Raw genomic sequence first — 12,715 nt, forward strand, 5'->3', positions numbered from 1 at the left:
TGATGACAAGACATCTAATTGATTTATATAAACGTCTTTTCACGAAGATAGTTAAGTGAATAAGGGCGCACGGTGGATGCCTTGGTACTAGGAGCCGATGAAGGACGGGACTAACACCGATATGCTCCGGCGAGCCGTAAGCAGGCTTTGACCCGGAGATTTCCGAATGGGGAAACCCACTGTTCGTAATGGGACAGTATCCTATACTGAATACATAGGTATAGGAAGGCAGACCCGGGGAACTGAAACATCTAAGTACCCGGAGGAAGAGAAAGCAAACGCGATTTCCCAAGTAGCGGCGAGCGAAACGGAATCAGCCCAAACCAGAAAGCTTGCTTTCTGGGGTTGTAGGACACTCCTTTGGAGTTATCAAGGAGGAAGATAGACGAATCGATCTGGAAAGATCAGCCGAAGAGGGTAACAGCCCTGTAGTCGAAATCTTCCTCTCTCCGGAGTGGATCCTGAGTACGGCGGAACACGAGGAATTCCGTCGGAATCCGGGAGGACCATCTCCCAAGGCTAAATACTCCCTAGTAACCGATAGTGAACCAGTACCGTGAGGGAAAGGTGAAAAGCACCCCGGAAGGGGAGTGAAATAGAACCTGAAACCGTGTGCCTACAAGTAGTCGGAGCCCGTTAATGGGTGACGGCGTGCCTTTTGTAGAATGAACCGGCGAGTTACGACCGTATGCGAGGTTAAGCAGCAGAAGCGGAGCCGCAGCGAAAGCGAGTCTGAACAGGGCGAGTGAGTATGCGGTCGTAGACCCGAAACCGTGTGATCTACCCATGTCCAGGGTGAAGGTCAGGTAACACTGACTGGAGGCCCGAACCCACGTAAGTTGAAAATTACGGGGATGAGGTGTGGGTAGGGGTGAAATGCCAATCGAACACGGAGATAGCTGGTTCTCTCCGAAATAGCTTTAGGGCTAGCCTCAGAATAGAAAGTCATGGAGGTAGAGCACTGATTGGACGAGGGGCCCCTATCGGGTTACCGAATTCAGTCAAACTCCGAATGCCATAGACTTTGTTCTGGGAGTCAGACCGTGGGTGATAAGGTTCATGGTCGAGAGGGAAACAGCCCAGACCGCCAGCTAAGGTCCCAAAGTGTGTGTTAAGTGGAAAAGGATGTGGAGTTGCTTAGACAACCAGGATGTTGGCTTAGAAGCAGCCATCATTCAAAGAGTGCGTAATAGCTCACTGGTCGAGTGACTCTGCGCCGAAAATGTACCGGGGCTAAACACACCACCGAAGCTGCGGATTGATCTTATGATCAGTGGTAGGAGAGCGTTCTAAGTGCTGCGAAGTCAGACCGTAAGGACTGGTGGAGCGCTTAGAAGTGAGAATGCCGGTATGAGTAGCGAAAAAAGAGTGAGAATCTCTTTCACCGAATGCCTAAGGTTTCCTGAGGAAGGCTCGTCCTCTCAGGGTTAGTCGGGACCTAAGCCGAGGCCGAAAGGCGTAGGCGATGGACAACAGGTTGATATTCCTGTACCACCTCCTTTCCGTTTGAATGACGGGGGGACGCAGGAGGATAAGGAGAGCGTGCCATTGGATGTGCACGTCCAAGCAGTGAGACGGTCGGAATAGGCAAATCCGTCCGGCAACGTCAAGCTGTGATGGGGAGGGAACTATAGTACCGAAGCTCCTGATTTCACACTGCCAAGAAAAGCCTCTAATGAGGAAAGAGGTGCCCGTACCGCAAACCGACACAGGTAGGCGAGGAGAGTATCCTAAGGTGAGCGGGAGAACTCTCGTTAAGGAACTCGGCAAAATGACCCCGTAACTTCGGGAGAAGGGGTGCTCCTCTGCCGAGGAGCCGCAGTGAAAAGGCCCAAGCGACTGTTTACCAAAAACACAGGTCTCTGCGAAGCCGTAAGGCGAAGTATAGGGGCTGACACCTGCCCGGTGCTGGAAGGTTAAGGGGATGCGTTAGCTTATGCGAAGCGTTGAACCGAAGCCCCAGTAAACGGCGGCCGTAACTATAACGGTCCTAAGGTAGCGAAATTCCTTGTCGGGTAAGTTCCGACCCGCACGAAAGGTGCAACGACTTGGGCACTGTCTCAACGAGAGACCCGGTGAAATTATACTATGTGTGAAGATGCACATTACCCGCGACAGGACGGAAAGACCCCGTGGAGCTTTACTGCAGCCTGATATTGAATGTTGGTACAGCTTGTACAGGATAGGTAGGAGCCTTGGAAACCGGAGCGCCAGCTTCGGTGGAGGCGCTGGTGGGATACTACCCTTGCTGTACGGACATTCTAACCCAGGACCGTAATCCGGTCCGGAGACAGTGTCAGGTGGGCAGTTTGACTGGGGCGGTCGCCTCCTAAAGAGTAACGGAGGCGCCCAAAGGTTCCCTCAGAATGGTTGGAAATCATTCGCAGAGTGTAAAGGCACAAGGGAGCTTGACTGCGAGACCTACAAGTCGAGCAGGGACGAAAGTCGGGCTTAGTGATCCGGCGGTACCGTATGGAAGGGCCGTCGCTCAACGGATAAAAGCTACCCCGGGGATAACAGGCTTATCTCCCCCAAGAGTCCACATCGACGGGGAGGTTTGGCACCTCGATGTCGGCTCATCGCATCCTGGGGCTGTAGTCGGTCCCAAGGGTTGGGCTGTTCGCCCATTAAAGCGGTACGCGAGCTGGGTTCAGAACGTCGTGAGACAGTTCGGTCCCTATCCGTCGTGGGCGTTGGAAATTTGAAAGGAGCTGTCCTTAGTACGAGAGGACCGGGATGGACACACCGCTGGTGTACCAGTTGTTCCGCCAGGAGCATCGCTGGGTAGCTACGTGTGGTCGGGATAAGTGCTGAAAGCATCTAAGCATGAAGCCCCCCTTGAGATGAGATTTCCCTCTGCTTCGAGCAGATAAGATCCCTCAGAGACGATGAGGTTGATAGGTCCGAGGTGGAAGCGTGGTGACACGTGGAGCTGACGGATACTAATGGATCGATGACTTATCTATATATACTTCGTGAATGATGTTTCATCAATAGTTGTTTCCTTATCCAGTTTTGAGGGTTCACCTCAAACTTTATATCGATGTGGTGGTGAAGGCGAAGAGGTCACACCTGTTCCCATGCCGAACACAGCAGTTAAGCTCTTCAGCGCCGATGGTAGTCGGGTTTACCCCCGTGAGAGTAGGACGCTGCCACGTCACACAAAACCTTCAGGATTGTCCTGGAGGTTTTTTCGTATAGAAAAATGTATGTTTCATTTCTATTGATTGGAACGTTTAGATTTGATAGAGTATAAAATTATTGGTTTTTATTTCCAAGTCGATGAGAGGAAGGAGGAGGAAGGGCGTGAAGCTGTACGGGGCATTAATGGCACTCAGCCTGATATGGGGGTTATCCTTTGTCTTTATTGAGGTCCTTATACCTGCTGCAGGAGTATGGGGGACTGTGTTTCTGAGATGTATGGCAGGCGCCGCTGTCCTTCTTCCGCTCTTTCTTTATCGCTGGTGGAAAGGGAAGCGGCCGGCTGTTCTTCCGTGGAAGCGTCTTATCGCTGTCGGTTTGTTCAATGCCGGGCTTCCGTGGGGACTGATTGCTTTAAGTCAGACATCACTGACAAGCAATATGGCTGCTGTATTGAATGCCTCTACACCCATTCTGACAGGAGTGGCAGGATTTCTGTTGTTTTCTGTGCGTCTGCACTGGAGACAGTGGGGAGGCATAGTGATCGGCTTTGCAGGTATCATCCTGTTAACCGGATTCCGCCCCGGGGAAATGACAGGGGAGGGTTTCATCGGAGTCGGTACGATGCTTTTAGCGGCTTCCTGTTACGGGTTTGTATCCCATTTCACCAAAAGATATCTTCAAGGGACAGACGTCGTCCTGCTGGCTTTAGCCGGTCTGTTGGTCGGAGCCGCTTCCGGTGCGCTCGGGTTGTTCTGGCTCGAGCCGGGCAGCTGGGGAAATGTCGTCAATCTGGACCTTCAATCCATATTGGCTGTCATCGGTCTTGGATGTCTCGGATCAGGGGCAGCTCACCTTCTCTATTATTATATGATTGATCAGGCTGGGGCCGAGTTTGCGAGTATGGTCACCTATCTTGTCCCTGTCACCGCCTTGATTTGGGGTCGTGTACTTTTGGGAGAAGCTGTTACGCCCAACCTTATATACGGTCTGTTGACAATCTTTGCAGGCGTCTACCTGTCTACGAAAAGAAAAAGTCACAGCCATCAGCTTCCTTCTGTAAAAGCTGGATAAGGTGGAAAGAGCTTTCTGTGTGATAGAATAAAATCAATCATGCTGTGCTGAGGAGAAATGTTTATGAATCGCTGGGACTCCACACCGGTCATCCGTTTTTTTGGAGGCCGTAAAACATTATTTCTACTAGGTATTCTACTAATGACCGGATTGAATATCCTGGTCTTTTCAAATGTATGGTTTATATTCGAACCTGTTGCCGTATTTGTGAAAACCGTAGCGCTCCCGCTTATCTTATCTGTTGTGGTCTATTATCTGCTCCGGCCGGTGATTAACTTACTGGAGAAGTGGAAAATCAAACGTATTTGGGGCATTGTCTTAACGCTGCTCGTGCTCATCGGGTTAATTACGATGGTGATCGTTTTGATCATACCTTTCCTGGAAAAGCAGTTGATCAGTCTTTCGGAAGAACTGCCACGCTATGTCGTCGACTTAATATTATCGATGGATGAGTGGCTGAAGAATTCCTATTTTTCCGCTTACTACACTAATATGTTTCAGGATGTAGATGGGATGATCAATCAAGTACCGGATTACATATCGTCCTATGCCACACAGACAGTGGAAGGGATCACGAGTATCATTTCCACTGTCACCAGTGTCGTTGTAGCCATTGTGACTCTTCCCTTCATCTTGTTTTACTTATTAAAAGACGGTCATAAGCTGCCCGGGGTCATAATCCGTCTGTTTCCTCCTAAAGCGCGCCCGGAGGTATCAAGTGTTTTCAAAGGCATTGATCACCAGTTAAGCGCCTATATTCAAGGACAGATCATTGTAAGTTTCTGTATCGGTGTCATGATGTATATCGGGTTTTTGATCATCGGACTGGATTACGCCCTGCTGTTGGCTGCAATCGCCAGTGTCACGAGCGTAGTCCCTTACTTAGGGCCGGTAATTGCAATCACGCCGGCGTTAATCATATCTATTGTGACTTCCCCGTTCATGGTGCTGAAGCTTGTCTTCGTCTGGACGGTTGTGCAGCTGTTGGAAGGAAAATTCATTTCTCCCCAGATCATGGGGAAAAGCCTGCATATCCATCCAGTCACGATTATCTTCGTCCTGCTTACGGCCGGTCACCTTTTTGGAATCATTGGAATCATCCTGGCCATCCCAGGCTATGCCATTTTAAAGGTGTTTGTTTCTCACTTTTTCCACTGGTTTCGGCGCCGGTACAACCGCTTTGTTGAAGAAAAAGATCAATACGAAATGGATTAAAAGAGGAAGCGGTGCACCGCTTCCTCTTTTTTTTGCTGATCGTCCGTGGTCTTCCGGTGCCTGCAGGAGTTCCCGGTACCCGCTCAATTCTTCTTCAATTGTATTTCCTTAAGCCGCTGCCGCTGTTCCTCCGGCCACCAGGCACCGCAGTCTGCGGAAACGACACAAGCAGCGCAGGTGTCCAGGTCATAGACTTTCATCCCCCGAATCGGCGGGGAGTATAAATGAAGAGTGACAAGGGCATTTTCTCCGCTGCGTCCCATTTTATGAATCCCCTTTTTGGGAGCGAACATTGTCCGCCCTTTTTCCTTGTATTCTGTAAAAAGGGGTTCAGGGAGCTTTTCACTTCCTCCTTTATAGACGGTTTGTTTCGTTTCCCCGTTCATAATGAGTATCCAGCCGGATGATTCTCCATGATCGTGAGGGGCACATTCGATGTCTGCCCAATTCATCACAATCATCTCCACATGTTCATCCTCATAGATCATCTGGCGGTAGTACGGTTTACCCTCAGGATCCTTCAGGTAGGGATCCAGCTCCTCAAGTGTAATGTCGCATTCAAGCAGTCTTTTTTTCAAGGATGCCGGAGAGTGATCTGTCAGCGTACGAAAAGCGTTTTGCACCCGTTCTTCCATGTGCATCACGGTTCCTCCTTTATTTTCTTTTTTGATGCTGGGCAAGCAGAACCCCCATTAGAATGAATAGGCCGCCAATAACTGATGTGGCTGCCAGTTTTTCATGAAGGAGAAGCATGGCGGCGGACAATGTGGCCAAGGGTTCCAAGTACATAAACACGGACACTTGGGAGGCGGGCAGAATTTCATGCGCTTTCGCCCAGTACCAGTAAGCCACAGCGGAAACGAAAATACCTAAAAACAACAGGTGGACCCAATGACTCAATTCCAGTGCAGCCAGCTGAGTGAGCCCTTGATTTCTAATGAAAAAAGGCAGGGTCAGCAGACAGCCGATGATGCTCATATAAAAGGTTAGGACGATGGAAGGGAGAGGGACAGCCAGCTTCTTCAAAAGTACCGAATAGACCGCCCAGTTCAGAGTGCTTAAAATCATAAGCAGATAGCCCATGCTTAAAGAAAGCTTAATAAAAGATCCTTCCCCTCCGGAGGTGATGAGAAGCACACCGAGCACAGCTGTAATGATGCCGGCTGTTTTTTTCAGACTTAGAGGTTCGTGTAGAAAGATGAATGATAAAGCAATGGTGAAAATGGGTGAAAAAGAAATGAGCCATCCGGCATCGGAGGCCTGGATGGATAAAAGGGCGGTCGCCTGGATCACCTGGTGGATGTAAACCCCTAGAATGCCGAGAACGAGGAGGTGGGGCAGATGGGTTATGCGTACTTTTAAGGGATAGCGGAAAACGATAATCATACAAAATAAAAATAGAGCCCCGATTCCAAAGCGTAGAACAAGCAGGGAATACGGGTCTATTTTTTCGAGCACCGCCTTGGTCGAAACAAAAGATATTCCCCAGAAAGTGATGGACAACAGGGCATACAGGGATGCACTCATTTTAGCTGGAGCATTCATATACCTGAATCCTTTCTATAAGTCCGCTGCTTTTACTATATGCATAGAAAGGACAGGCATGTCAGACACCCTGATCCTCCTTTATTTTACCAAAAGACTCTGGGAGCTTAAGTCCTTCGACAAAGAGTGCAGGAAAAAGACAAAAAACTCCTCGTGAGCGAGGAGTTAAAAGATCCAGTAGGTGAAAAAAGCCAGCAGGATGGAGACGAAAATCAATATCACCGTCGGTTTTAATGCTCTGTCCCGAACATCTCTGAGACTGACACTCAGCCCTAAGCCGACCATCGACATCGTCAGCAGGAAGGATGTAAGGGTGAGCAGGTTGTTCATGACAGGGTCGGGAATGGTGATATACGTCCCTTCGACATAGCTTCCGAACAGACTCATAACGATAAAGCCCAGCAGAAACCAGGGGAACGTGATGGATCCCTGGTTTTCTCCTTTGCTCCGGATCTTCATGACCCAGAGAAGCAGAAGACTGACAGGGACAAGGAGAAACACGCGTGCGAGCTTTGCGAGAAAGGCCATGCCCAGCCCATCAGCTCCTGCAGGCTCACCTGCCAGGGCAACATTGGCGATTTCATGCAGGCTGAGGCCGGCCCACATGCCATAGGCGTCTGCATCCAGAGGAAGGATCGGCCGGATAATGGTGAAGCCGATCGCAAAGAGCGTACCGACAATCGATATAATTCCGGCACTTACGGCTGTGTCCTCTTCCTTAGCATGAATGATCGGCGACACGGCGGCGATTGCTGAGGCCCCACAGATACCGGTGCCGATTCCGAGCAGGGTCATAAGTGAGAGGTCGGCTTTAAACATCTTAGCTGCAAGGACCATGAGTCCGACAGCAAAAATGATGACGAGGACACTCTTCCACAAGAGGGGAAGTCCTTCATTGACGATCATGTTCATATTCAGACGGAGGCCGAATAAGATGATGGCCAGCCGAAGCAGTTTTTTCGCTGCGAATTGGATTCCGCTTTTCATTTGTTCGGGATAACCAAAATAATGGCGGTAGAGGACAGCCAGCAGAATGGCGGCAGCAAGAGGTCCGATCTGACTGACTCCAGGAAGCTGGGCAGCCAGAAAACCGACCGCTGATAGTAAGGCTGTAAATGCAATACCAGAAAGAAGAGGCTGTTTATATATCGTTGATGTAATGATGTTCATGATGGTTCTCCTTTCTATTCCTTCCTTATCATAAGCGCCCATTGATTATTAGTAAAATAAAACTTTATAATAGTTATAATAGGATTTAATAATAATAGGAGGGTCATCATGGATTTTGAATCATTGAAAACGCTCATTACGGTGATTGATGAGAAAAGCTTTACAAAAGCTTCTCACCTGCTCCGGCTTTCACAGCCCACAGTAAGCTCCCATATCCGGCACCTGGAAGAAGAATTCAATACTGTGCTGATTAACCGATCACCGAAACGCTTTGATGTCACACCGACAGGCGAGATGGTGTATAAGAGAGCCAGACAGGTTCTCGGCGTTATGGATAAAGCCAGAAAAGAAGTGCTGCAGTACCATGACCAGATGAAAGGGACGGTGAAAATAGGAGCGAGTTATACAGTAGGGGAATACATTCTTCCTTCCCTTCTCCGGGCGTATGACGAGGAGTTTCCTGAAGTGGATCTTCAGGTGACCATTGCCAATTCTGAGAGAATCAACAGAGAGGTTCAGCTTCATTCCCTGGACATAGGGCTTGTTGAAGGCCGTGTGGCTGATCAGGGGTTGTCTTCCTTCCCTTTTATGAAGGATAAGATGGTGGTCATCGTGCCGGATGACCACCCGATCCGCACATGTGAAACGCTGACGTTCGAGGATCTGCAGGATCACACGTGGATGATCAGGGAGGAAGGCTCCGGTACAAGGGCGATGATGGAATCGATGCTGGAGTCGTACAATATACGACCGAGAAAGACGATTACGATCGGGAGCAATCATGGAGTCGTCCAAGGTGTAAAAGAAGGGCTGGGGCTATCCTTTATTTCAGAAACGGTGGTGACCCACACAGCTGCCGAACACCTGATTATGCCCCTTCCTTATATTCAGCCGACCACCCGTTATTTTTCAGTCGTCACCCCGATGAGTGAAGAGGAAATCACAGAACAGGTGCAGGCATTTATCGGAAAGGTGAAGGAGTTATTTCAATTGTCATAAAACCTTAACGTCACAGCATGACCATTTTGTTATGATGGAAGGGAGAGAGATTTGGTGCAGATAAGAAAGATGGGGAACAACGATACAGATGAAGTCATCCGCTTGATGGTTGGTGCGATTATGGACATTCCGCTGGACGTGTATACGGATGAACAGAAAAAAGCATGGGCCGGGGCTGTTTCATTGAATGAAAGCTTGTCTGGAAGGCTGCTGAACGGGTTCACCCTGCTTGCCTTGGAACAGGATCAGGTTATTGGAATGGCCTCCTTAACCGATGAGGAATGTATCGATTTCCTATATGTAAGCCCGGATTACCAGCGGACAGGAACAGCATCCATCCTTTTGGAACAGTTGGAAAGAATGGCTGAATCCATGGGAGCGGTGCGCCTCCATACGGAAGCCAGTTTTGCTGCTGTCCCTTTCTTCATGAAGCACGGGTATGAGAAGATCCGTCATCAAGAGAAGACACTGAACGGAACGGTTATAAAAAATGTTCGAATGTGTAAAAAGGTGCATAACTGATTTAAGACAAGGGTATGGTTCATTGTAAGTCAAGTGAAACGTTTTGCGATGGGAGACGTATATAGAGTAATAAGTAGATTGTCGTCAGATTTCCTGCCAATTCTATTTCATACTGAGGTGAAAACATGCAGAGACTGGACCAGATCGTCGATTACTTGAAGACACTGGGGATCGAGGTTGAAAAAGTGTACCGTACACCGAAGGAAGAGACAAGATAACCGTACTTAACTTATACATGACCAAAGGTATGCTTTTGAAAAGCATGCCTTTTTTTATGATCAGGCGGTTCTCCGGTTTGTTACCGCTTGAAAATCTGGATGGCGGGACTGGATATGTGCCCACAAAATACCGGCACCAGCTGGAAGAAGCAGCCATAGGAAGACAAAGGAGACACCGGAAGTAGAAGCAATGGCTCCAAATACCGGCCCACTGATGACGACAGAAGACTGATTGGCGAGCATACGCAGACTGGAGAGTCTTCCGTGGAAAGCCGGATCCGACGCCATCTGCTGAACCGATTGAAGTAAAGCGCGAATGGATGATGTGCCGAAACCGATAAAGAAAAAACCTATAAAAGCGGGCCATACGTTGGTAGTCAGGCTGACGAGGAGCAGACCACATGAAGTAACGGCAAAGGCCCATACCGCCAGGCTGTGTTTGAATAGTTTCCACCACCACGTCCCCAGCAGCCCGGCTGCCATGCCTCCAATCGAAAACACCGCATCGAGCAGTCCGTAGAGGAAAGCCCCCTGCAGCAGGTGGGCACTGGTATAAACGCTTAAAAAGCCGAGAGAAGTATGAAAGGTCAGCTGCCCGATCATCAAGAGAAAGAACAAACCGTAAAACAGCGGGTGGTGATGGACATAACGGAAGCCTTCCTTCATATCCAGAAAAAATGAAAGGCGTTTCCGCTGTTCTTTTCTAAAGGGAGCTTCATTCAGCTGCATCACGGACAGGGTGGCTGCTGTAAACAGGAGAAGAACGACTGCTAAGGGGATTTCCGCAGGAAGGGTCCCTGCCAGAACCCCGCCTGTGCCTGCACCGATCAGGCTGCCTGTGATCGTCGAGGAATTGGACCAGGAGAAGATTTTCGGAAGCTCGTCTTTCGGAAAGATCGCCGCTGTCAGAGCCTGCAGGGCAGGACGGAATAAGGAGCCGGCTGTCTGAAGGAGCATATGGACGAGAATAATCAGCCAGGGGGCTTCTGTATCCACGGCAGATGTCGTCCATAAAAATAAGAGGATGAGCACACTGGATGCTCCGGCAGCTACAGCGAGTTTCTTCCGGCTGTACCGGTCTACAAGTACTCCGAAGAACAGGTTGGAGACCATCCCGGGCAGAAAGCCGAAGCTGACAAATAACCCTGTATACAAAGGGTCGTTCGTCCATTGGAACAAGATTCAGGTGGTCAGCACAAAATACATGGCCCGCCCGCATTCGTATAGAAAGTAACTTCCGATCAGACGTCCGGTTTTCAAATGAAGCATGTGATCCCTCCTTTTTCCCTTTTATCTTACTGGAAGGATAGAGATTTAAATAATATTTAATTATAATAAAGGGTGATAAGAAAAATGGATAGGGGGAACGTTCGGTGAGAATGGAAGATTATGATCTGTTAATCCAGCTTCATGAATGTGGTACCATCCGTTCGACAGCAAAAAAAATTCTTCTTTCCCAGCCGGCGATCACTCAGAGATTGAAATACATAGAAGAAGAACTGGGAGGAGCCATTTTCGTCCGCACCTCGAAAAAGCTGTGGATCACTCCTTTCGGTGAGCTGACGCTTGCTTCAGCCAGGGAAATCCTGCAAAAGGAAAAGGAGCTCAAAGATAAACTGGCGATGGCAGGAGGGAGGGTGTCGGGCACCCTTTCCATAGGAGCGTCGTCGCTGTACAGCCAGTATTTTCTTCCGGAAATACTCCAGTCATTTACAAAGATGTATCCTGAGGTAACGGTTGATCTTATCACAGGTATCAGCAGTGAAGTCCGCTCATCAGCGCTCGATAATCATCTATCCATCGTGAGAGGGGAGCCGATTTCCGGATTCAACTCGACCCATTTATTGAATGACCCGCTTTATTTATTCGATTTGTTACCTCTCCCCCCTGTAACGGAGAGGCCGTTCATCGAATTCAGAACAGATCCGGACTTTACACGTCTTCTTGAGGAGTGGCGGGAAAATCAGAAGGAACTCACTTACAGGCCGACGATGAAGGTCGATCATTTCGAGACCGCTAAACAAATGATGAAACACGGACTCGGAATGACGGTCCTTCCAGGAAGTATTGCGTACGAGGAAAAGGAAGAGTATGCCTGCCTGCCTCTTGTAGATCAAGAGGGGAATGCTGTAACCAGGGAGACATGGGCATGCGTGAAGCCGGATGTCCGTTCCCTTCCACAGGTAGAGGCCTTTCTTCAACACCTGAAAAAAAGGAGTGGAAATCATGAATGCTCTGGAAAGCGAGCTGATCGAAATCATCCAGGAGAAAACCCCTCACCTCCTTCCGATCTTTGACCAAGCCGATCATTATTTTTCGAGTTATTACATAGGAGCGGGGGCACTTGTGCAGAGTGTATGGAATGAGAAGCATGGGTTTGACCCCGCGTATGGGATAGGAGATGCGGATTTGATCTATTTTGATCCAGAAGGAACATTGGAAGAGGAGCGGCAGTTGGAAAGGGACATGAGAAAGCAGCTTTCCCGCCACCCTTTTGAAGTGGATGTAACGAACGAGGCGCTCGTTCACTTATGGTATGAAGAAAAATTCGACATTCCGCTTGATCCCTATCCGTCCCTCGAAGCAGCCGTGGATACATGGCCGACGACAGCCTCCTCACTAGCTGTCCAAAGAAGAGCACCAGGCACCTTCGATATGTATGCCCCTTTCGGTCTGGAGGATTTATTCAGCTTAATTGTCCGGCCGAACAAGCGGCTGATTCCGGAGGAAGTCTATTTGAAAAAGGCAGCGAAATGGAAAAAACGCTGGCCGAAACTTACTATTTTACCTTGGGAATAGATGGAAGTGGATGGATTAACTTGCAAGGGGTT

General features: G+C 49.1%; 10 protein-coding genes and 2 rRNA genes. 8 read left to right on the plus strand and 4 right to left on the minus strand.

Translation table 11 applies throughout. The features are described 5' to 3' along the window. Positions 1–49 precede the first annotated feature (49 nt). The 4 genes from ACXAGL_RS08765 (at position 50) to ACXAGL_RS08780 (ending at position 5,430) form a co-directional block, all read left to right on the plus strand. Positions 50–2,966, plus strand: a 23S ribosomal RNA gene (locus ACXAGL_RS08765). 78 nt (positions 2,967–3,044) lie between these two features. Continuing rightward, positions 3,045–3,158: ribosomal RNA gene (rrf, locus tag ACXAGL_RS08770) — 5S ribosomal RNA — on the plus strand. Positions 3,159–3,306: 148 nt separating this feature from the next. Beyond that, complete coding sequence (locus ACXAGL_RS08775) at positions 3,307–4,215, plus strand: DMT family transporter (RefSeq protein WP_474990819.1); 909 nt, start codon at positions 3,307–3,309, stop codon at positions 4,213–4,215. A 63-nt stretch (positions 4,216–4,278) separates the two neighbouring features. Beyond that, positions 4,279–5,430 (plus strand): AI-2E family transporter, encoded by a 1,152-nt coding sequence (locus tag ACXAGL_RS08780; protein ID WP_474990821.1) that lies wholly within the window; start codon positions 4,279–4,281, stop codon positions 5,428–5,430. Positions 5,431–5,513: 83 nt separating this feature from the next. Here ACXAGL_RS08780 and ACXAGL_RS08785 read toward each other — a convergent pair whose 3' ends face one another. From ACXAGL_RS08785 to ACXAGL_RS08795, 3 genes are all read right to left on the minus strand, one after another. Continuing rightward, positions 5,514–6,071 carry a cysteine dioxygenase gene (locus ACXAGL_RS08785; protein ID WP_474990823.1) on the minus strand — a complete coding sequence of 186 codons (558 nt, stop codon included), beginning with the start codon at positions 6,069–6,071 and terminating at the stop codon, positions 5,514–5,516. A 13-nt stretch (positions 6,072–6,084) separates the two neighbouring features. After that, a complete protein-coding gene (locus ACXAGL_RS08790) occupies positions 6,085–6,975 on the minus strand; it encodes a DMT family transporter (RefSeq protein WP_474990825.1) in 891 nt (296 codons plus the stop codon). Between the two features lie 165 nt (positions 6,976–7,140). After that, complete coding sequence (locus ACXAGL_RS08795; RefSeq protein WP_474990827.1) at positions 7,141–8,145, minus strand: YeiH family protein; 1,005 nt, start codon at positions 8,143–8,145, stop codon at positions 7,141–7,143. A 108-nt stretch (positions 8,146–8,253) separates the two neighbouring features. On the opposite strand from ACXAGL_RS08795, the gene ACXAGL_RS08800 reads away from it, so the two are divergent. Both ACXAGL_RS08800 and ACXAGL_RS08805 read left to right on the plus strand, forming a co-directional pair. Beyond that, complete coding sequence (locus ACXAGL_RS08800) at positions 8,254–9,144, plus strand: LysR substrate-binding domain-containing protein (protein ID WP_474990829.1); 891 nt, start codon at positions 8,254–8,256, stop codon at positions 9,142–9,144. 54 nt (positions 9,145–9,198) lie between these two features. Then, complete coding sequence (locus tag ACXAGL_RS08805) at positions 9,199–9,666, plus strand: GNAT family N-acetyltransferase (RefSeq protein WP_474990831.1); 468 nt, start codon at positions 9,199–9,201, stop codon at positions 9,664–9,666. Between the two features lie 278 nt (positions 9,667–9,944). On the opposite strand, the gene ACXAGL_RS08810 is transcribed toward ACXAGL_RS08805, so the two are convergent. Next, positions 9,945–11,039 carry an MFS transporter gene (locus tag ACXAGL_RS08810; protein ID WP_474990833.1) on the minus strand — a complete coding sequence of 365 codons (1,095 nt, stop codon included), beginning with the start codon at positions 11,037–11,039 and terminating at the stop codon, positions 9,945–9,947. 224 nt (positions 11,040–11,263) lie between these two features. Between ACXAGL_RS08810 and ACXAGL_RS08815 the strand changes: the two genes are divergently transcribed. Continuing rightward, positions 11,264–12,181 carry a LysR family transcriptional regulator gene (locus ACXAGL_RS08815; protein WP_474970327.1) on the plus strand — a complete coding sequence of 306 codons (918 nt, stop codon included), beginning with the start codon at positions 11,264–11,266 and terminating at the stop codon, positions 12,179–12,181. Continuing rightward, positions 12,111–12,683, plus strand: a complete 573-nt coding sequence (locus ACXAGL_RS08820) for a nucleotidyltransferase family protein (RefSeq protein ID WP_474972274.1) — start codon at positions 12,111–12,113, stop codon at positions 12,681–12,683. The genes ACXAGL_RS08815 and ACXAGL_RS08820 overlap by 71 nt, the downstream gene beginning before the upstream one ends. The last annotated feature ends 32 nt before the right edge of the window (positions 12,684–12,715 follow it).

The organism is Halobacillus sp. ABA4_118 (assembly GCF_056160205.1).

Coding starts and splice junctions, on each gene's coding strand:
- ACXAGL_RS08780 (WP_474990821.1), top strand. CDS start 4,279: ATGAATCGCTGGGACTCCACACCGGTCATCCGTTTTTTTGGAGGCCGT.
- ACXAGL_RS08785 (WP_474990823.1), bottom strand. CDS start 6,071: ATGCACATGGAAGAACGGGTGCAAAACGCTTTTCGTACGCTGACAGAT.
- ACXAGL_RS08790 (WP_474990825.1), bottom strand. CDS start 6,975: ATGAATGCTCCAGCTAAAATGAGTGCATCCCTGTATGCCCTGTTGTCC.
- ACXAGL_RS08795 (WP_474990827.1), bottom strand. CDS start 8,145: ATGAACATCATTACATCAACGATATATAAACAGCCTCTTCTTTCTGGT.
- ACXAGL_RS08800 (WP_474990829.1), top strand. CDS start 8,254: ATGGATTTTGAATCATTGAAAACGCTCATTACGGTGATTGATGAGAAA.
- ACXAGL_RS08815 (WP_474970327.1), top strand. CDS start 11,264: ATGGAAGATTATGATCTGTTAATCCAGCTTCATGAATGTGGTACCATC.
- ACXAGL_RS08820 (WP_474972274.1), top strand. CDS start 12,111: ATGAATGCTCTGGAAAGCGAGCTGATCGAAATCATCCAGGAGAAAACC.